This window comes from Megasphaera sp. DISK 18 (genome assembly GCF_001682955.1).
In the GTDB taxonomy this organism is placed as follows: domain Bacteria; phylum Bacillota; class Negativicutes; order Veillonellales; family Megasphaeraceae; genus Megasphaera; species Megasphaera massiliensis.
Map to the genome: position 1 here is coordinate 1 of NZ_LUGJ01000019.1, position 18,946 is coordinate 18,946.

17 protein-coding genes are annotated in these 18,946 nt (G+C 47.6%); 5 read left to right on the forward strand and 12 right to left on the reverse strand.

The window, feature by feature from the left end; translation table 11 throughout:
- Positions 1-35 precede the first annotated feature (35 nt).
- Positions 36-161, forward strand: a complete 126-nt coding sequence (locus A0U42_RS11565; RefSeq protein WP_255304105.1) for a helix-turn-helix domain-containing protein — start codon at positions 36-38, stop codon at positions 159-161.
- A gap of 3 nt (positions 162-164) precedes the next feature.
- Here A0U42_RS11565 and A0U42_RS04520 read toward each other — a convergent pair whose 3' ends face one another.
- On the reverse strand, positions 165-2,447 hold the full coding sequence (locus tag A0U42_RS04520) for a hydratase (protein WP_065360048.1): 2,283 nt from the start codon (positions 2,445-2,447) through the stop codon (positions 165-167).
- 320 nt (positions 2,448-2,767) lie between these two features.
- On the opposite strand from A0U42_RS04520, the gene A0U42_RS04525 reads away from it, so the two are divergent.
- Together A0U42_RS04525 and A0U42_RS04530 are read left to right on the forward strand one after the other, a co-directional pair.
- Positions 2,768-4,111, forward strand: a complete 1,344-nt coding sequence (locus A0U42_RS04525) for a citrate synthase (protein WP_044503430.1) — start codon at positions 2,768-2,770, stop codon at positions 4,109-4,111.
- 2 nt (positions 4,112-4,113) lie between these two features.
- The gene (locus tag A0U42_RS04530) at positions 4,114-5,109 is read left to right on the forward strand and encodes an isocitrate/isopropylmalate dehydrogenase family protein (RefSeq protein WP_044503429.1); all 996 of its coding nucleotides are present in this window, start codon (positions 4,114-4,116) and stop codon (positions 5,107-5,109) included.
- A 72-nt stretch (positions 5,110-5,181) separates the two neighbouring features.
- On the opposite strand, the gene A0U42_RS04535 is transcribed toward A0U42_RS04530, so the two are convergent.
- Positions 5,182-6,375, reverse strand: coding sequence for an anaerobic nitric oxide reductase flavorubredoxin (locus tag A0U42_RS04535; RefSeq protein ID WP_065360049.1), 1,194 nt, complete (start codon positions 6,373-6,375; stop codon positions 5,182-5,184).
- 255 nt (positions 6,376-6,630) lie between these two features.
- Between A0U42_RS04535 and A0U42_RS04540 the strand changes: the two genes are divergently transcribed.
- The gene (locus tag A0U42_RS04540) at positions 6,631-7,590 is read left to right on the forward strand and encodes an NAD(P)H-dependent glycerol-3-phosphate dehydrogenase (RefSeq protein WP_065360050.1); all 960 of its coding nucleotides are present in this window, start codon (positions 6,631-6,633) and stop codon (positions 7,588-7,590) included.
- A 58-nt stretch (positions 7,591-7,648) separates the two neighbouring features.
- Here A0U42_RS04540 and A0U42_RS04545 read toward each other — a convergent pair whose 3' ends face one another.
- The 10 genes from A0U42_RS04545 to dnaA form a co-directional block, all read right to left on the reverse strand.
- Positions 7,649-9,016 carry a hemolysin family protein gene (locus A0U42_RS04545; protein ID WP_065360051.1) on the reverse strand — a complete coding sequence of 456 codons (1,368 nt, stop codon included), beginning with the start codon at positions 9,014-9,016 and terminating at the stop codon, positions 7,649-7,651.
- 23 nt (positions 9,017-9,039) lie between these two features.
- Positions 9,040-9,828 carry a hypothetical protein gene (locus A0U42_RS04550; RefSeq protein ID WP_065360052.1) on the reverse strand — a complete coding sequence of 263 codons (789 nt, stop codon included), beginning with the start codon at positions 9,826-9,828 and terminating at the stop codon, positions 9,040-9,042.
- Between the two features lie 36 nt (positions 9,829-9,864).
- Complete coding sequence (locus tag A0U42_RS04555; protein ID WP_083122292.1) at positions 9,865-11,025, reverse strand: pyridoxal phosphate-dependent aminotransferase; 1,161 nt, start codon at positions 11,023-11,025, stop codon at positions 9,865-9,867.
- Between the two features lie 12 nt (positions 11,026-11,037).
- Positions 11,038-12,957: a DNA topoisomerase (ATP-hydrolyzing) subunit B gene (gene gyrB / locus A0U42_RS04560; RefSeq protein WP_065360053.1), complete on the reverse strand. Its 1,920-nt coding sequence runs from the start codon at positions 12,955-12,957 to the stop codon at positions 11,038-11,040.
- Between the two features lie 101 nt (positions 12,958-13,058).
- A complete protein-coding gene (gene remB / locus A0U42_RS04565; protein ID WP_044503423.1) occupies positions 13,059-13,319 on the reverse strand; it encodes an extracellular matrix regulator RemB in 261 nt (86 codons plus the stop codon).
- Entirely contained in the window at positions 13,297-14,202 is a 906-nt protein-coding gene (locus A0U42_RS04570; protein WP_065360054.1) for a DUF721 domain-containing protein, read from the reverse strand. The genes remB and A0U42_RS04570 overlap by 23 nt, the downstream gene beginning before the upstream one ends.
- Positions 14,183-15,295 carry a DNA replication/repair protein RecF gene (recF, locus tag A0U42_RS04575; RefSeq protein WP_176698846.1) on the reverse strand — a complete coding sequence of 371 codons (1,113 nt, stop codon included), beginning with the start codon at positions 15,293-15,295 and terminating at the stop codon, positions 14,183-14,185. Before recF ends, A0U42_RS04570 begins: the two co-directional genes overlap by 20 nt.
- Before the next feature lie 2 nt (positions 15,296-15,297).
- Positions 15,298-15,513, reverse strand: coding sequence for an RNA-binding S4 domain-containing protein (locus A0U42_RS04580; RefSeq protein ID WP_044503420.1), 216 nt, complete (start codon positions 15,511-15,513; stop codon positions 15,298-15,300).
- Complete coding sequence (gene dnaN / locus A0U42_RS04585; RefSeq protein WP_065360055.1) at positions 15,513-16,628, reverse strand: DNA polymerase III subunit beta; 1,116 nt, start codon at positions 16,626-16,628, stop codon at positions 15,513-15,515. Before dnaN ends, A0U42_RS04580 begins: the two co-directional genes overlap by 1 nt.
- 225 nt (positions 16,629-16,853) lie before the next feature.
- Positions 16,854-18,371, reverse strand: a complete 1,518-nt coding sequence (dnaA, locus tag A0U42_RS04590) for a chromosomal replication initiator protein DnaA (RefSeq protein ID WP_065360056.1) — start codon at positions 18,369-18,371, stop codon at positions 16,854-16,856.
- A gap of 372 nt (positions 18,372-18,743) precedes the next feature.
- Here dnaA and rpmH point away from each other — a divergent pair, with 372 nt between their 5' ends.
- Entirely contained in the window at positions 18,744-18,878 is a 135-nt protein-coding gene (gene rpmH, locus A0U42_RS11445) for a 50S ribosomal protein L34 (RefSeq protein WP_071822304.1), read from the forward strand.
- Positions 18,879-18,946 lie beyond the last annotated feature (68 nt).

The following is an 18,946-nucleotide window of genomic DNA, read 5'->3' on the forward strand; positions in this document are numbered from 1 at the left end:
CCTAAAGGGGAGCATATCAGCAAGAGGGACGGGCTTTGACAGAGCTTTGTTACGAATGTGGATTTACCAATTATTCGACCTTTTATCGAGCTTGGAAAAAACGCTACCATACGTCGCCGAAAGAAGGCCTCATCGAAAAGGACGATCTCTTCGATGAATGAGGATCAGCGATTGCGGTTGTAGTTGATCAGACTGCCGGCTTTAACGATTTTCTTTTCATCGTCCGTCATGGGAGCGATATAGAGGGACAGTTCCTTCATGCCCTTGGTGACGACATAGGCTTTAATATCCTTCATGTCGCCGTCAAGGGCCTTTTTGACGTCGGGAACGTAAATATAGTCGCCGATTTCAAAATCCGGTTCGCCTTCCATTTGGAAGGGCAGCATGCCCCAGTTGATGACGTTGGAGCGGTAGCGCTTCGTCGCATACTCGCTGCAGATATTGGCCAGGCCGCCGAGGACGCGCTGGCAGCTGGCTGCCTGTTCACGGGCCGAACCGTCTCCGGGTTTTACACAGTAAATCATACTGCCGATTTCAACGTCTTTCATGGAAACGCCGTCAAAACGCTTATTCAAGGCTTCAAAGACAGCTTTTAAGTCAGGATCGACACCGGCCGGGCAGTCTCCTGCTAATCGAGCCTGTTCGACTTTGTTTACGGCTTTAGCCCGTCCGACGTATTCCGGATCACGACGCGACAAGGTAAATTCAGCAAGGCCCAAGGGATTGGAACGATACGAAGACGTTTCCCCGGAAGGAATCAATTCATCCGTCGTCGTAACGGGGTCCATGATTTTCGAGCAGACTTTCAGCAGAATCGAGTCGGCCAACGGTTCCATATCGGGCCAGTCTTTGATATTCGGTCCATAGACCAGCGAATCTTCATCTTCACCTTGTTTAAAGCCCTGATAAACCAAGGTTGCATACGGCTTATCGTCGTATTCATAAGGCGTTTCTACATAGTCATCCATATAGCCGTCAGCTGACGTCAGGACGCCGCCGTTAATGGCCGTCGCAGCAATAGAGCGAGCATCCATCAAGGCTACGGAAGCAAATTGGCCTTTGCCCGGTTTTGAACCTTCGCGGTTCGGGAAGTTTCGCGTCGTATGGCGGATACTGAAGGCATTATTGGCCGGCGTATCTCCGGCGCCGAAGCAAGGACCGCAGAAGGCCGTCTTAAAGATGGCCCCGGCTTCGAGTAGGGTCGAAACGGTACCGTTGCGGACAAGGTCCAGGTAAACAGGCTGCGACGAGGGGTAGACGTCGAGAGAGAAGTCGTGACTGTTGCTGGTACCCTGTTTTAAAACATGGGCAGCGGCCACGACGTTGCTGTAATTACCGCCGGAGCAGCCGGCAATGATACCCTGTTGTACCATGAGTTTACCGTCTTTAATTTTATCGGTAAGGGTGTATTTCAAATCTTTATTGCTCATGCGCTTGTTGATGGCTTCTTCCGTTTCGTGAAGGATGTCTTCCAAATTAGCATTGAGTTCGTCAATGGTGAAGGCATTGCTCGGATGCATGGGCATGGCAATCATCGGCTTGATGGTGCTGAGGTCGATATAGATGAAGCCGTCGTAATAGGCTACGTCAGCCGGATTCAATTCTTTATAGGCATCGCCGCGGCCGTGCTGGGTGAGATAGGCTTTCGTATCTTCATCGGTCCGCCATACGGACGATAAGCACGTCGTTTCCGTCGTCATGACGTCGACGCTGTTGCGGTAGTCCGTATCCATGGAAGCGATGCCGGGGCCGACGAATTCCATGACCTTATTTTTGACGTAACCGTTCTTAAAGACGGCACCGACGATGGCAATGGCAATGTCATGAGGGCCGACGGCCGGATTCGGTTTTCCCGTAAGGTAGACGCCGACGACGCCGGGGTAGGCGATGTCATACGTATCTTCCAGGAGCTGTTTTACCAATTCACCGCCGCCTTCGCCGACAGCCATCGTTCCTAAGGCACCGTAGCGGGTATGACTGTCAGAACCGATGATCATCTTGCCGCAGCCGGCCATTTTTTCACGCATATACTGATGGATGACAGCGACGTGAGGGGGCACAAAAATACCGCCGTATTTTTTCGCTGCCGAAAGGCCGAATACATGATCGTCTTCATTAATGGTGCCGCCGACGGCACAGAGTGAGTTATGACAGTTGGTCAGGACGTAGGGCAGCGGGAAGTGATCCATCCCCGAGGCCTTCGCCGTCTGAATAATGCCGACGTAGGTAATATCATGAGACGCCATAGAATCGAATTTAATCTTCAAATTATCCATCGATGCTGACGTATTATGATTTTTTAAAATAGAATAGGCAATCGTTCCCTTCTTTGCGTCTTCTTTGGAAACAGTCTTTCCCGTAAGCTGCTGAACCTTAGCCGCTTCCTGTTCCGGTACGATATCCTTACCGTTAACTAAATAGACACCACCATCGTATAACTGAATCATACGTAACCCCTCCTTTGTCATCGCTGACGCGACGGCTTTTCATAATATGAAATTTAGTAAAATAATTTTCACAATATAAAATTTATTCCATTTCAGTAAATATTATATCATACAAAAAAAGGCCTTGACTACCCTTTAAACGTTACATAGTTTGCATGATTTTTATTTTACTTTGTCCATTAATATGCTATAATAACTTATACTTTACAGGAATATTCTGAAAAATATTCCCTATAAAAAAAATATGAATATTCCTGAATAACCGATAATTTATAAGTTATTCCTCTATATTCATACTCGAAGGAAAGAGAGGAATCAAATTGGATAAAAATATTTATTTAGCCCAATTTTACGGCAAGTCACAGAACTACACGCAGATTCCCCGCGAATGGTTTTCCAAGTACGGTGTAAAGCGTGGCTTGCGTAATGAAGATCATACCGGCGTCCTCGTCGGTTTGACCCGCATTGCCGATGTCGTCGGCTACCGTCGCGACGAAAATGACCAAAAAATCGACTGTGACGGCATCTTATACTACCGCGGCATCGATATTCGCGAGCTGGTCAAAGAAACGAATTATAAAGGTTATTTATACGAAGAAGCGAGTTTTCTTCTCCTCTTCGGCTACTTGCCGACCGAAGACGAATTAAAAGCCTTCTGTAAGGTGCTGCAAAACGGATATGATCTGCCCGATGACTTTTTGGAAATGAACCTCCTTCGCCTGCCGGGCAAAAATCTGATGAATAAGCTGCAGCACGCCTTGTTGACCTTGTACAACTATGATCCCGATCCGGACAATACGGATGTATATCAGACCCTGCGCAAAGGGCTGAACATCATGAGCAAGCTGCCCTCCATTGCCGTCTATGCTTATATGTCCAAGATTCACTATTACAATCGTAAGAGTCTGGTCATTCACTACCCTCGCAAGGACTATTCGACAGCCGAAAATATTTTATCCATGCTGCGCCCGGACAGCAAATTCTCTCCCAAAGAAGCGCAGCTCCTCGATCTCTTGCTCTTTCTCCATGCCGACCACGGCGGCGGTACCAACTCGACCTTTACCAATATCGTCGTTTCCTCTACAGACACCGATATTTATTCGAGTATGGCAAGTTCCGTCGGCGCCCTTAAAGGACCGCGTCACGGCGGCGCCAACATCCGTGTCTCCTTGATGATGGAACAGATCATCGATGCCATCGGCATCAAGGCTACGGACGACCAAATTGTGGAAGTCATCCATCAAATCCTCAATAAAACCTTCAAGGGAAGCGACAAAGGTCTGGTATACGGTTTTGGCCATGCCGTCTATACCCTGTCCGACCCCCGGGCTGAAATCATGCGTCATTACTGCGGCATCTTGGCCAAAGAAAAAGGCATGAACGACGTCTTCCGCTTCTACAACCGTTTTGAACGATTGGCCATGGATACCCTTACCAAAGAAAAAGGCGTCACCATGTGCAGCAACGTCGATTTTTACAGCGGCTTTGCCTATAATATGCTTGGCATTCCCCGCGATCTATACACGCCGCTGTTCGTCATCAGCCGTATGGTCGGCTGGCTGGCCCACAACATCGAACACAAGCTCTACGACAACCGCATCGTCCGTCCGGCCGCCAAGTACGTCGGCGACCTCATGGATTATATTCCCCGAAAGGACAGATAACCATGAAGACAATTACCGTATTCAAAGGCGACGGCATCGGTCCCGAAATCACCGACGCTGTCCTTGCCATCCTCGACGCTGCCAAAGCGCCTCTCAGCTACGAAATTTTCAATGTCGGCGCTGCTGAATATGAAAAGAACGGCGCCCTTATTCCCGATGCTGCCTTTGCTTCCTTTGAAAAGACCCGCATTCTCTTAAAGTCACCCATTACGACGCCCATTGGCAAGGGTTTTCGTTCGTTAAACGTCACCTTGCGCAATAAATACGATCTCTATGCCAATATCCGTCCGGCCAAGTCGAATACAGCCGTACCGACCCCCTTTCCCAACGTCGACGTCGTCACCTTCCGTGAAAACACAGAAGATTTATATATCGGCGTCGAATATAAGATGAATGAAGATACGGTTCACGCCATCAAACTCATCACGAGAAAAGCCAGTGAACGCATCATTCGCTCGGCCTTTGAATATGCCATTGCCCACGGACGCAAAAAAGTCACTTGTGTCCATAAGGCCAACATCCTCAAGATGAGCGACGGTTTATTCCTCGACACCTTCCGCACCGTCGCCGCTGACTATCCGCAGATTGAAAGCGATGATAAAATCGTCGACAATACCTGCATGCAGCTGGTCATGCGTCCGGAACAGTTCGATGTCATCGTCATGCCAAACCTCTACGGCGATATCATTTCCGACCTTACGAGCGGCCTCATCGGCGGCCTGGGTCTCCTGCCTTCCATGAATATCGGCGACGATTACGCCATGTTCGAAGCCGTCCACGGCAGCGCTCCCGATATTGCCGGCAAGCACATTGCCAATCCGACGGCTCTTCTTTGGTCAGCCTGCATGCTCCTTGAACATATCGGCGAAACGGCCATTGCCGAAAAGATTCGCAAAGCCGTCGATGCCGTCCTGGCAGAAAAGAAAGCCCTCACGCCGGACCTTGGCGGAAAGGCGACGACCGAAGCCTATCGCGACGCCGTCATCGCCCATTTATAAAGAATCATATCATGAATAAAAATCGGACCTCTCGAGGGAGAGATCCGATTTTTTTTATGAGACAGAAGAGGATTATTTTTCCAGAGACTTTGCAAAATCGCGCCCAAAGTCACGGCAAAGGTTTTGTGATTCCATGTCGGGGTTCCACTGGCAGCGGAGTCCGTCGTTAACCAGTTCAAATCCGGCTTCTTTTAAAAGGCCCGTAATCTGTTTGACCGATTCACCGCTCCAGCCGTAACTGCCAAAGGCTGCGGCTTTCTTGTTTTTAAACTTCAGACCGCGAATCATTTCCATGATGCCGCCGATAGAGTAGAGAAATCCGTAGTTGATTGTCGGTGAGCCGACTAAAATAGCCTTCGATTTGAAGACTTCCGTGACGATATCGTTCTTATCGTCGACGGCTGAATTATACAACTTGACCGTCAGCGTCGGGTCGGCCTCACGAAGGCCTTGGGCAATCGATTCAGCCATGCGCCGCGTGGCGTTCCACATCGTATCGTAAATGATGGTAATCTGATTTTCCTGATATTCTTTAGCCCACTTCTGATACGTTTCCACGATTTGAAGAGGATTATCGCGCCAGATGACGCCGTGGCTGGGGCAGATCATGTTGACGGGAACGTTCATCTTTAAGATTTCATCAATCTTACGGATGACCATGGGACTGTAGAGATTCAAGATATTGGCATAATACTTCATGGCTTCATGATAGAGTTCTGCTTGGTCGACGCAGTCGTTATACATCCATTCGCTGGCAAAATGCTGACCGAATCCGTCATTACTGAAGAGGATATTGTCACCGGTCATATAGGTAAACATCGTATCCGGCCAATGGAGCATGGGCGCTTCAATAAATACCAGCTTACTGTCACCGAGATCCAATGTATCGCCGGTCTTGACGTTGACGTAATTCCAATCTTGGTGATACAGCCCGCGAAGAATGGCTTCACCTTTTTGGGTACAGTAAATGGGAACGTCGGGGATTTCCCGCATCAAAGCCGGCAGTGCCCCACTGTGGTCATTTTCATTATGGTTCATGACGATGTAATCGATTTTATTCAAGTCGATTTCCTGTTTTAAGTAATCGACGAATTCTTCATCGAAGGGTTTCCATACCGTATCGATCAAGGCGACTTTCTGGTCGCGAACTAAATAGGAATTATAAGACGAACCCTTTTCCGTCGAATATTCATGGCCATGAAACTTATTCAGTTCCCAATCGATTTTTCCGACCCAAGTAACTTTTTCTGTAATTTTTCTTCCCATAAGGCATACTCCTTTCGCGGCAGACTAGCTGCTGACTCACGACATACCGAAACAAGAGGGCTTATCACTGCCCTTTCTGAGTTCAGTATATCCAATGAGGGGACAAATATCCATTGCAATTCCAACAAAATTCAACATCCTTGCCAAAAAAGTATACTTTGGTTAAAGCCCTTATCCATCGTCACAAACTGTCTGAATCGATGAATCCATGTTATAATTTAATTACAAAAACTTATTCTGAGGGGAGAAACCACTATGAATATCACCGTCTTAGGATGTGGCCGCTGGGGCAGTTTCCATGCCTGGTATGCCGACCACATCGGTCATGACGTGACCTTATGGGGACGACCGGGTTCGAAAAACCTGAGCCGCCTGAAAGAAACAAGGAAAAATGATTATCTTACCTTACCGAACGCAATTACCCTGACCGACGACCTGAAAGAGGCCCTGTCCGGTGCCGATATCTGCATCATTTCCATCAGTGCCCAACAGCTTCGTTCCTTTGCCACGGATATCCGGAGCGCCGGATACGACAAGCACTTGCCCTTCATATTGGCCATGAAAGGCCTCGAAGCCGGCAGCGGCAAGCGGCTGACGACGGTCATGGCAGAAGAACTTGGGGAGGCAGTACGGACTGCGGTCTGGGTCGGACCCGGCCATGTCCAGGATTTTATTAGCGGCATGCCCAATTGCATGGTCATCGCCTCGGCAGACGATGAGTTGACCCATTTCTTAGTCGATACTTTTACCAGCCCGCTGATCCGCTTCTATTACGGCCAAGATCTTCTCGGCATTGAAATTGGAGCTGCTGCCAAAAACGTCGTCGGTATTGCAGCCGGCATGCTCGACGGGGCCCATATGACGGCCTTAAAAGGTGCCCTCATGGCCCGCGGTGCCCATGAGTTATCGGTTTTAGTCTCTGCCATGGGCGGCCAGGCCATGACCGTATACGGCCTCAGTCACTTAGGCGACTATGAAGCGACCCTCTTTTCGCCGCACAGCAACAACCGCCGCTTCGGTCAGGATTTTATCGAAGGAAAAGCTTTTTCAAAACTGGCCGAAGGCGTCAGCACGACCGAAGCCCTGTTAGATCTATCGGCCCACTACGGCGTAGAACTGCCCATTACGTCGGCCGTTCATTCCATCATAAAGGAACATCAGGACCCTCATGAAGTCTTAAAAAATCTCTTTCTCCGCTCGACAAAAAGTGAATAAGTACGACAAAAGGAGCTGTACCCATTGGATTGAGGTACAGCTCCCATTTTTCATGCCTTTATTTTTCTTCTGCATCGTCTTCTGAATAATCAGGATTGCGGGTGACGAGGATTTTATCGACGCGGAGGTTATCCATATCGACGACTTCAAAGGTAAAGTCCTTCCATACGTAGGTATCCGTTTCCCGTGGAATCCGGCCGACACCATAGGTAATCAGGCCGGCCAGCGTTTTATACAAGTCTTCTTCTTCGTCAGGCAGTTCATCTTCGATGCCGAAGAAATCTTTAAATTCTTCAATCGTAAGCAGTCCTTCGATAAGCCAGTCGTTCGGTCCCCGTTGGATGATGCGATTGGCTTCTTCCTTCTTTTCTTCTTCCCCGGCCGGCATGATGCCGACTAATTCTTCGAGGATGTCGTGAAGGGTCAGGATGCCGCTAAAGTTTCCGTATTCATCAAGGACGGCGACTTCATGGACGCTGTGTTCGCGAAAGACGTGGACGACTTTCATGATGTCCATCGATTCCGGAATATAAATCGGTTTGTGGACGCATTCTTCTACAATAACGGGCAGAGACGCCGGTTTTTGCAGGCGAATATTTTCATAATACTTCTGAAATATTTCACTGACCGATACCATGCCGATGAAGTCATCCAAAGACCCCCGCCCGACAGGAAGATTATTGTGATTGAAGGCCACCAATTCATTCATCATCGTCGCTTCCGGATCTTCGACGTCGAGCCAGTCGACCTGGGTACGGTTGGTCATGATATCGCCGACGTCCATATCGGCCAGGCGAAAGACGCGGGTGACCAACTCCGGTTCTTCTTTTTCAAAAGCCCCGAGTTCGACGCCCTGCTCTAAGAGCAATTTTATTTCGTCTTCCGTAACAGGCAGCACTTCCGGCTTCTTGACGCCCATCATTTTGGTGACAGCCGTCGTAGACCACGACAGGATCCAGACGACAGGCGTACAGATGGCCGAAAAGTACAGCATGGGACGGGCCAGCAAGCAGGCTACTTTTTCAGGATTGTCAATGGCAATCCTTTTAGGAACAATTTCACCGAGGATAATCGTCAAATAGGTAATCAATACGACGACACTGGTCAGACTAATCGTATAGGCATACGGTTCAAGGCCTGGAATCTTGGCTACATAAACGGATAAAGGACCGGCCATTTCCGTCCCGCCGTAGACACCGGTCAGAAGGCTGATCAAGGTAATGCCGAACTGGACCGTAGAAAACATCTTATTCGGATTTTCACGCAGTTTCAGGACGATAGCCGCCGACTTGCTTCCTTCATCGGCAATCGCTTCCAATCGCGATTGATGACTGCTGACGATAGCCATTTCCAATAAAGAGAAGATGCCGTTGCCAAAGATAAGTAAGATGATGACCAGTAACTGTTTTCCTAGGGAAAACTCCACAGTAGATACACTCTCCTTTTAGATTACCACCAAGGTCCTACACCGATGCCGATTCCACCGCCATGATGCCATCCGCTGCCCCAGCCGATGCCGATTCCGACACCGACGCTGGGATTATTGCGGGACTTTGATTCTCTGTGGTCCGCTTCATCGACGACGGTAATTTCTTTAGTCACCGTGCGAAGGGAATCGCCGACTTTTACATCGACGACGAGGTCGACTTTCCCGGCCTGCAGAGGATGGATGTTCATGCTGTCCGTAATATCGGCAATTTTCGTATTGAGGCTGGTTGCCTTGATATCATAGGGAATCATTCCCGGTACATGGACGCGGATGATGCCGTAACTGCCAAGAGGGATTTTTTGCGGATACACGACGACTTCAACCTTATCCATCAGCTTTTCAGCACTGCCGTAGATAAGGGATGCCTGCTGGTCGTTCTGAAGCTTCCAGGCACTGCTCTCATCTTTAGCCACAAAATAGTTTCCCTTTAAGACGTGGGAGTCCGTATCGTAAGCTTTAACGTGATAGAAGTAGTCGCCGACGACCTGCTTGTCAACGCGAAAATAATAAGCGCCTGTAAGGCCTGTCGTCTGCGGCGGCAAGGCCATAAGCAATCCGGTTACCTTGTCATAGGTACGGCCTTCAAGAATATAAAAATCACTCAAATTCTTCATATTTACCGTCGGATCAGTGAGGATGACGGCTGACGACCGTCCCGTCTGCGTACCTTCCGGAACGCCGTCGGCCAGGACTGTCATCGAACTGACTGTCAGACAAAGGGCAGCCAGAAGCAGGTGCCATTTTTTCATCGGTAATCCCTCCTTATGATAAGGTAACGAGACAAATTATTTTTTTAGTTTATGAATGCCTTCCAGACGATGCAGGGCTTCGTCTAAGGTTTCATCGCGGACGGCAAACTGCAATCTTGCCAAGTGATGGACAGGTTCTTTAAAAAAGGTCGATGCCGGAACGAGGGCGACGCCGATTTTTTCCGCTAAATCCCGGCAAAAGGCTTCATCGTCATCATACCCGTAGGTACCGATGTCGAGGAGCATATAAAAAGCTCCTTGAGGGACGTTGTGAGCTATGCCGATGGCATCGAGTCCCTTCATGACGAAATCTCGCTTTTTCCGGTAGAGTTCCCTAAGACCCTGATAGTAGTCAGGACCGAACTCCAGACCGGTTACAGCCGCTTCTTGAAGGGGACTGGGAGCACTGATTGTCAGATAGACGTGCAGCTTTTTAATGGCATCGGTTACTGCGGGAGAGGCAAAGATATAGCCTAACCGCCAGCCCGTAATCGAATACGTCTTCGATAGGGAACCGCAGGAAATGGTCCGTTCATACATCCCGGGAAGGGTCGAAAAATAGGTATACTCCGTCGGTTCGTAGACGATGTGTTCATAGACTTCATCTATGACGGCAAAGGTATCATACTTTTCGACAAGGGACGCAATGGTAAGCAGTTCTTCTTTCGAAAAAACCTTACCGCAGGGATTGGACGGGTTACAAATAAAGATTGCCTTCGGCCGCTGTTTAAAGGCCGCTTCTAATTCATCGCCGTCAAAGGTGTAATCATCCCCTTTGAGGGACACATAAATCGGCTCGGCCCCGCAGAGCAGGGCATCCGTTGCATAGGCTTCATAAAAAGGCGAGAAGAGGATGACCTTATCGCCGGGATCGACGATGGCCATCATGGCCGTCATCAGCGCTTCCGTACCGCCGCAGGTAACGACGATTTCCGTCTCCGGGTCGGGGCGCCTTCCGGTAAAGCTTTTTCGATAATCAGCCAGAGCCCGGCGCAGATTCGAAGCCCCGTTATCGAGACTGTACTGATGAGGTCCCTCCTTGGCGACTTCGGCCAAGCGGTCGAGCATAGCCTTCGGCGGCGGAAAATCGGGAAAGCCCTCGGACAGGTTAATGGCCCCGCAGCCTTCAGCTACCTTTGACATGCGGGCAATGACGGAATCGGTAAATAAATTTATCTTTCGAGAAAGTTTCGGCATAGGTTCTCCTGCTTATAAGTCGAGGTTACGGACCTTTTTCGCATTGTCTTCAATGAATTTACGCCGCGGTTCGACCTTATCGCCCATGAGGACCGAGAAAATACGGTCGGCTTCCACAGCATCTTCCAAGTGGACTTGGAGCATGGTCCGGTTTTCAGGATCCATCGTCGTTTCCCAGAGCTGTTCCGGATTCATTTCACCAAGGCCCTTATAACGCTGGACGACGACAGAGTTATTGTCGCGTCCTAATTCATCGAGCTTACTCTGCATCGATTCATCGGTATAGAAGTACCATACCTGTTTGCCCTTACGAACCTGATACAGCGGCGGCTGAGCGATGAAGACGTGGCCTTCCGTAATGAGGGGCTTCATAAAGCGGTAGAAGAAGGTCAAGAGCAGCGTGCGTATATGGGCACCGTCGACATCGGCATCGGTCATGATGATAATTTTATCGTAACGGCGTTTGCTGATGTCGAATTCCTGACCAATACCGGTACCGAAAGCCGTGATCATGGAGCGAATTTCTTCATTAGCCAAAATCTTATCGAGACGAGCTTTTTCTACGTTGATGATTTTCCCGCGGAGCGGAAGGATAGCCTGGAATCTTCGATCTCGGCCCTGTTTGGCGCTGCCGCCTGCCGAGTCACCTTCGACTAAGTAAATTTCCGTCTGATCAGGATTTTTTTCTGAGCAGTCGGCCAATTTACCGGGAAGACTACTGATTTCCAAAGCATTTTTCCGGCGCGTCAATTCGCGGGCACGGCGGGCTGCCTGGCGGGCACGAGACGCCGAAATGGTCTTATTGATGACCGCCTTTGCTTCCGACGGATGTTCTTCAAAAAATTCTTTCAAGCCATCAGAAATGATGTTATCGACGATGCCTTTGACTTCGCCATTTCCGAGCTTGGTCTTCGTCTGCCCTTCAAACTGAGGTTCCCGGACTTTGACACTGATGACAGCCGTCAACCCTTCGCGGACGTCTTCACCGGATAAATTATCTTCATTGTCCTTTAAAATGCCGGCACTGCGGCCATAGTCGTTGATGGTACGAGTCAAACCGGAACGGAACCCGCTGAGGTGCGTGCCCCCTTCTTCGGTAAAGATATCATTGACAAAGGTCAGGATATTTTCACTGTAGCCGTCGTTATACTGCATAGCGATATCGACGATAACCTTATTTTTTTCACCATCGATGCTGACCACCGTCGGATTGACGGCCTGGTGTTTTTCATTTAAGAAGGAAACAAAGGAAACGAGACCGCCTTCATAGCAGTATACTTCTTGTTTGCCTTCGCCTCTTTTATCGGTAAGGGTGATGTTTAAGCCTTTATTCAAAAATGCGAGTTCCCGCAGGCGGGTCTTCAAGGTATTGAAATCGTATACCGTATCGGGGAAAATGTCATGATCCGGTTTAAACGAGACTCGGGTTCCCGTTTCTTCACCGGCTTCCAAGGGCCGGATTTTTTTCAACGGCGACTCCGTCAACCCGCGGGCAAAAGAAATGTCCCATAGATAGCCGTCGCGCTTTACTTCGACCTTAGTCCAGGCACTCAGGGCATTGACGACAGAAATACCGACGCCATGAAGGCCGCCGGAAATGGGATAGCCGTCGCCGCCGAATTTGCCGCCGGCATGGAGGACGGTCAATACGACTTCAACAGCAGGCTTGCCGATCTTATGCATGGCAACCGGAATCCCACGGCCGTTATCGACAACGGTGATACTGTTGTCTTCCTGAATCGTAACTTCGATATGTGTACAATACCCGGCCAAGGCTTCGTCGATACTATTGTCGACGACTTCATAAACCAGATGGTGCAGACCGCGTTCAGACGTACTGCCGATGTACATCCCAGGCCGTTTACGAACGGCTTCCAGGCCTTCTAATACTTGAATCTGTTCGGCACCATATCGCGCTTTGTCTTTCGACATATAAATTCTCAACTCCTGTTTCTTGCAATTTTTAATGATTAACTAGGCAACTAACACTTTATTATACCGTAAAATCAATAATTTTTAAATACGTACCGCCCTTACGCCTGTTCGCAATGCGACAAAATCTGCAAACATTTCTGATATCGGCGAAGCATGGTCTCCCCGGTCAGGGGCAGAGAATAGACTGCCTCCCCGGTAATCACTAAAGAGCGCCAATTCCGTTCTGACGAAACTCCGACCTCTCGCACGGGGAGGTCGAAAGACTGTAAAATAGCCGCGCCTTTTTGTTTCGGATACGGTACGATAGCCACGATATCCTTGATGGGAATCATCGTGTCAGGACTCAGATGGAGATACATTATTTTCTGGTTTCCTCCGATATTTTGCAACGAGATTTTCAATAAATTTAGGCGGTATATCGCCGGGTACACGGCGCGTAATGAGGATGGCCAAAACGAGGTCATCAGCAGCCGTATCATATTCATAATACACCTTTTCAATATACCGATAGATAAGGCTGCGTCGAACGTCATTATAGGCTTGTTCACCGGATTTATCCGTTGTCGGAACGGTCAGGGCCTCGGCCATTTTCTCCCAGGTCAGCCAGGGCATATCTTCTAAAACGGCACGTACCTTCATTTTCAGGGCATGACGGGCAGCGCTCCGGCAAAAGATACAAATCTTTTCGCCTTTAGCCATCCAGCGGCCACAGGAGGGACAGGGAATGAAGCCGCTTACGGCATAGGCTTTTATCCGTTTAGCCTGGGCAAAACGAAGCTGTACGACCCGTTCCCGCAAGCCGTCCGGCAGTTTTTCCGTTTCACGACGAATGTTGGCCACCGTCGAATCGTCGAGAATGACTTGGCGAATATTTCCTTCAGGAAGGACATCTTTTTCTTCTCCGTCTAAGGTTTCATAGACCGTCTGAACCGGCTTTTTCCCCTTTTTGACAAAACGGACATCGGCAATAGCCTGATGCCCAACATAGGAATTAACTTCCTCTATTATTTTATTTTTATACATAAATAAATAATTCATGTAAACGGGATTCATGACGGCAATAACAATAACATTATTCTTAAAATCTAATATATATGAATATTTAGCAATTTGCTCGCCTACGATTTTTTTCCAGTCCCGCTTAGCCTGGTACATCCGGTAGGGAAGGAGCAGACGGTGTTTGGCCAAGACTTCAGGAATGGCAAGTCCGGCTTTTTCAAGTTTAAGACTTCGCTTCTCCATTAGAAACCACCCTCCCTTGTTCAATACAGATGGGATGACAGCCATCCATACCGGCAAAAATGTCAGGCTCTGTCGTCGTAATAAAGGTTTGAATCCGGTTGCGGACAAAGTCCAGCAAGGCCTGGCGCCGGCTTTGATCGAGCTCACTCATGACGTCATCCAATAAGAGAACGGGGTATTCGCCGGTCTCCGATTTGATAAATTCCAGCTCCGACAATTTCAGCGCCAAGACGGCCGTCCGCTGTTGTCCCTGAGAACCGTATTTCTTTAAATCCCCTTGGCCGACAGAAAATAAGAGATCGTCACGATGAGGCCCGACCGACGTAGCTTGACGGCGGATATCTTCAGGGAGATGCTGCTGTAAGCAGTCATAATACCATTTCGGATCGGTCTGATGGCGGCCCTCCCCAGTCCCATAAGGTTGGACATAGGTCAGATGGAGCATTTCTTTTCCCCGACTGAGCCTTTTATGGAGAACCCCTGCCAAAAACGATAATTTCTGAAGAGCTTCTAAGCGTTTCGCTACAATGGAAGCTGCAAAACCGGCAATCTGCCGATCCCATTCATCAAGCGATTGATTGGCGTTGTATTTCATCTTTTTCAATAAGAGATTGCGCTGCGATACGGCCCGGTTATACTGAAGCAAATCACGGTAATAAGACCGGCTGACCTGAGAAATCTCCATGTCGATGAAACGGCGACGCAAAGAGGGGCTGCCTTTGATGAGCTGCAGGTCATCGGGCGAAAACAGGACCTCATTCAAGGTTCCGATCAATTCCTTCTGCGATACCTTTGTTTCATTGACCCACAGTTCTTTTTTCTCGAGTTTGGACAAGATCACTTTTATCTGCTGTGTCGTATCGTTACGGTTAAAATCGATGATAACACTGGCCTTATCGTGCTCCCAAGAAATGAGATCAGAATCGGCAATGCCCCGATAAGACTTGCCGATTCCGCCTAAATATAAAGATTCCAGAAGATTGGTCTTCCCTTGTCCGTTTTGCCCATATAAGAGAATCGTCGCCTTAGGAAAGGAAATTTTCTGATTCTCATAATTTCGGAACCGGTGCAGTCGAACCGACTCAATCATCATAATTATTCACCTTTAATCAAATATGTACCGACATCCTTAATTTCTACCGTATCTCCCGGATAGAGTTTTTTTCTCTTGGCTTTGCATAAAATTCCATTTACTAAAATTTTATCTTCATCCAATAAAAAGCGGATTTCGCCGCCGCTTTGTAAAATACTGGCCCATTTCAAAAACTGGTCCAATTGGATCATCGGCGTTTCAATTTTAATTGTTTCCATTATTTTGTCCTCATAGGGGTTACAACAAATACACAAGAATCGTCATCCTTATCCTGAACGAGCATCGGGCTGTTTTCTTTCGATTTCAAGATGACCTCGTTGCTCTGACAATGTTTCAAGATGTCGAGGATAAATTTTCCATTGAAGGAGATATCCAATTCTTCGCCGTCCATATCGCAGGAGACGTAGTCTTCGACGGTACCGTAATCGGGATGCTGACTCATCAATTTAATCTGGCCCTCGCTGATGAGGAAGTTGATGACATTATACTGAGCATCTTTGGCTACGATGGAAGCTCGTTCCACAGCGCCTGAAAATTCGGAGCGATTGACTTTGGCAATACATTTAAAGTCCGTCGGGATGACGCGGCGGTAATTGGGGAAGTCCCCTTCGATGAGGCGCGTACGGATGTAGACGTTGCCGAACTGAACGGCCAGGTAGTTGCGGACGGCTGTGATTTCGACGGTCTCCGGAATATCTGTTGGCAGCTGACGAGAAATTTCTGACAAGAGCCGGCTGGGGATAACAGCCTGCAGCGGATTATTCACCGGTTCATCGAGGGTCGTCTTTTTCAGAGCCAGGCGGTGCGTATCCGTAGCTACCATGGTCATCTGATCCCCTTGGACATCGAGGAAGGTCCCCATGAAAATCGGACGTGCTACGTCGGTAGCACAGGCATAAGACGTATTATCGATTAAATCCTTTAAGACGACACTCGTCGTTTTAAAGCTGGCATAGCCGTTTTCGACGATTTCGACTTCATTAAAGTCATCGGGGTTGATGGTCAGGCATTCAAATTTCAGCTTGTCGCCTTTAATGAGGAGCTGCGTATCCGTATCGGCCTTGATGATTTCAATTTCATCACTGGGAATTCGTCGGGTCAAGTCCATTAAATAAGGATTGGCAATGAAGGCTTCTCCTTTTTCTTCAATGATCCCGGGAACGGTGATCTTGATTCCCATGTCATAATCATTGGCCTGAAATTCGATAATGCCGTGAAGGGCTTTAATCAGAAGGCCGTTTTCAGAAGACATATTGTTGTTTTTGTTCTGAGCTACTTTTTGGACAGCTTGTAAGCCTTTGTTAAGATCTTCTTTTTTTAGTTTCAGTCTCAATGGAGTATCCCCTTTTCTGCGCTGAGTAAATTAATTAAATGTGAATTAAAAAATAGTAGTCTTAGTAGTAGGGCCTGTGAATTTGTGGATAAGTGATGAATAAGAGCCAATTTCAGCTATCCACAGGTGTGGATAAAATGTGGATAACGAGTTATTTTTTGTCCACATTTCCACTGTGGATTTCTTTTTTTACCTTATCCACAATCTATCGATATTTTTATCAACCTAGTTATCCACACCGCGGATTTCATTCATCATCTTTTCGATATGTTCTTTGAAATGACGATCTTCTTTGGCTCGTTCCATGATCTTGGTACAGGCATGCATAACCGTCGTATGGTCACGACCATTGAAAGCTGTTCCGATATGAGGATAAGTGTTTCCGGTCAGTTCACGGCACATATACATGGCAATTTGACGAGGAAGGGCAATATCCTTGGTCTTTTTTTTGCCCATCAATTCTTTATAATTGATATTATAATGTTGGCAGATATAGGTCGTAATTTCATCGATGGTAATATACTTCTTTTCATCTTGCGCATCAGTGATATAGCTGATTGCATGTTTAACCAACGGCAAGGTGACATTACTCTTGGTCTGCAAGGCTTCTAAGAGGACGCGGATAAAAGCGCCATGCAGCTTTCTGATATTTTCGCTGACATTGGCGGCAATGTAATTTAAGGCATCTAAATCATAGACGATATTTTCTTTTTCGGACCAGGTTCGTAAGATGGCGGTTCTCGTTTCCAAATCAGGCGGTTCGATTTGCGTGACCATGCCGTTTTCAAAGCGTGAACGCAGGCGTTCTTCCAGTTTTTTTATGTCGCGGGGCGGACGATCACTGGTAAATACCATCTGCTTTTTATCCTGGTAGAGCTTATTAAAGGTATGGAAGAATTCTTCCTTAGAGCTTTCCTTTTCACCGCGGCCGAGGAACTGGATATCATCGACAAAGAGGACGTCGACGTTGCGGTACCGGCGTCGGAAGCTTTCCGTATTCTGGTCCTGGATGCATTGGATGAATTCATTGACGAAGTCTTCGCTGGTAATGCATAAGAGACGCATATTCGGGAAGTTTTTTAACAGTTCATGGCCGATGGCATGCATTAAATGGGTCTTGCCCAGGCCGCTGTCCCCGTAAATATAAAAAGGATTCCATTTTTGAGCTGGAGCGGCAGCGATCGACTTGGCAACGGCCGTAGCTACGCGATTGCTGTTGCCGACGATGAAGTTGTCAAAGGTATAATCTTTATTTAAATTATTATTATAAGGACTGGATTCTGTTGTCAGTGATAACGGAGCGGCATCCTTTATGGCCGGCATGGCATCGTTCATGGGAAGTTCAGGTTGAACCCATTCAGTAGGGACGGCCTGGGCCGGTTTTCCGACGTTAGGGGAGGTTACTGTTTCGGCCTGTGGCATCCTTTGTTTTGGCGGAAGGGTGATCGTTTCGGCGACGGCTTCGGTTTTGTCGTGGGTCGGCGTTTTTTCTTGGCTGGTAATGAGCTGAACCCTGGTTTTATGGCCAATGACTTCTTCGGCGATTGTCTCCAGGACATCGGTATACTTTTTGCTGACATAATCGCGAAGAAAATTGGTCATCGTATCGAGGATGAGCAGATTTTCTTCTTCGGAATACGAGTAGGGAATGATGTTGCCTTCAAACCAATTGGTGAAAATTTCTTTTGGCAAGACTTGTTTCAAATTGGCTAACATTTTTTCCCATAAACTGAGCAGATCCATAATAATCCTTCCTGTCTGTACGAAAAATTTAAGTGTGTATAATGGGCGTTCATATGTGTACAACTTCATTGTGGACAACGTGAACAAATGAAATGTAAAAAGCCGGAAAGCCGATATACATCGAGTTTCCGATTCTTTCCACTTATCCACAAAATGTGGATGGATTGTTGATAACTGTATTTATCTATCCACATTCTACAACAAAACCCTGGTTATGGGAAGAAATTTTTGCTGGAATACTTATGCATAAAGTATTCTCAAATGGAATAATCCACTAAAAATAAGGCTTGACAGGCTTAAGTTCACTTACTATAATTAACCTGTTATGGTGTAAATTAATTACAGTCAATGATGGAAAAGGAGGTGTCTAGCTTGAAACAGACATATCAGCCGAATACATTGTGGAGAAAAAGAACTCATGGTTTTCGTGAAAGAATGAAGACTAAGGGCGGCCGCATGGTTTTAAAAAGAAGACGCATGAAAGGCAGAAAAAAACTTTCTGCTTAATTATTACGAGATAAACAGAAAAGTTCCGGCATGTGGAATTTTTCTGTTTTTCTAGCATTACTAGGACA

Excerpts from the sequence above, each read along its gene's own strand:
- A0U42_RS04540 (WP_065360050.1), top strand. The coding sequence starts at position 6,631 with ATGAATATCACCGTCTTAGGATGTGGCCGCTGGGGCAGTTTCCATGCC.
- remB (WP_044503423.1), bottom strand. The coding sequence starts at position 13,319 with ATGTATCTCCATCTGAGTCCTGACACGATGATTCCCATCAAGGATATC.
- A0U42_RS04555 (WP_083122292.1), bottom strand. The coding sequence starts at position 11,025 with ATGCCGAAACTTTCTCGAAAGATAAATTTATTTACCGATTCCGTCATT.
- A0U42_RS04520 (WP_065360048.1), bottom strand. The coding sequence starts at position 2,447 with ATGATTCAGTTATACGATGGTGGTGTCTATTTAGTTAACGGTAAGGAT.
- A0U42_RS04570 (WP_065360054.1), bottom strand. The coding sequence starts at position 14,202 with ATGGAGAAGCGAAGTCTTAAACTTGAAAAAGCCGGACTTGCCATTCCT.
- dnaA (WP_065360056.1), bottom strand. The coding sequence starts at position 18,371 with ATGGATCTGCTCAGTTTATGGGAAAAAATGTTAGCCAATTTGAAACAA.
- A0U42_RS04580 (WP_044503420.1), bottom strand. The coding sequence starts at position 15,513 with ATGGAAACAATTAAAATTGAAACGCCGATGATCCAATTGGACCAGTTT.
- recF (WP_176698846.1), bottom strand. The coding sequence starts at position 15,295 with ATGATGATTGAGTCGGTTCGACTGCACCGGTTCCGAAATTATGAGAAT.
- A0U42_RS04530 (WP_044503429.1), top strand. The coding sequence starts at position 4,114 with ATGAAGACAATTACCGTATTCAAAGGCGACGGCATCGGTCCCGAAATC.
- A0U42_RS04535 (WP_065360049.1), bottom strand. The coding sequence starts at position 6,375 with ATGGGAAGAAAAATTACAGAAAAAGTTACTTGGGTCGGAAAAATCGAT.
- gyrB (WP_065360053.1), bottom strand. The coding sequence starts at position 12,957 with ATGTCGAAAGACAAAGCGCGATATGGTGCCGAACAGATTCAAGTATTA.
- A0U42_RS04550 (WP_065360052.1), bottom strand. The coding sequence starts at position 9,828 with ATGAAAAAATGGCACCTGCTTCTGGCTGCCCTTTGTCTGACAGTCAGT.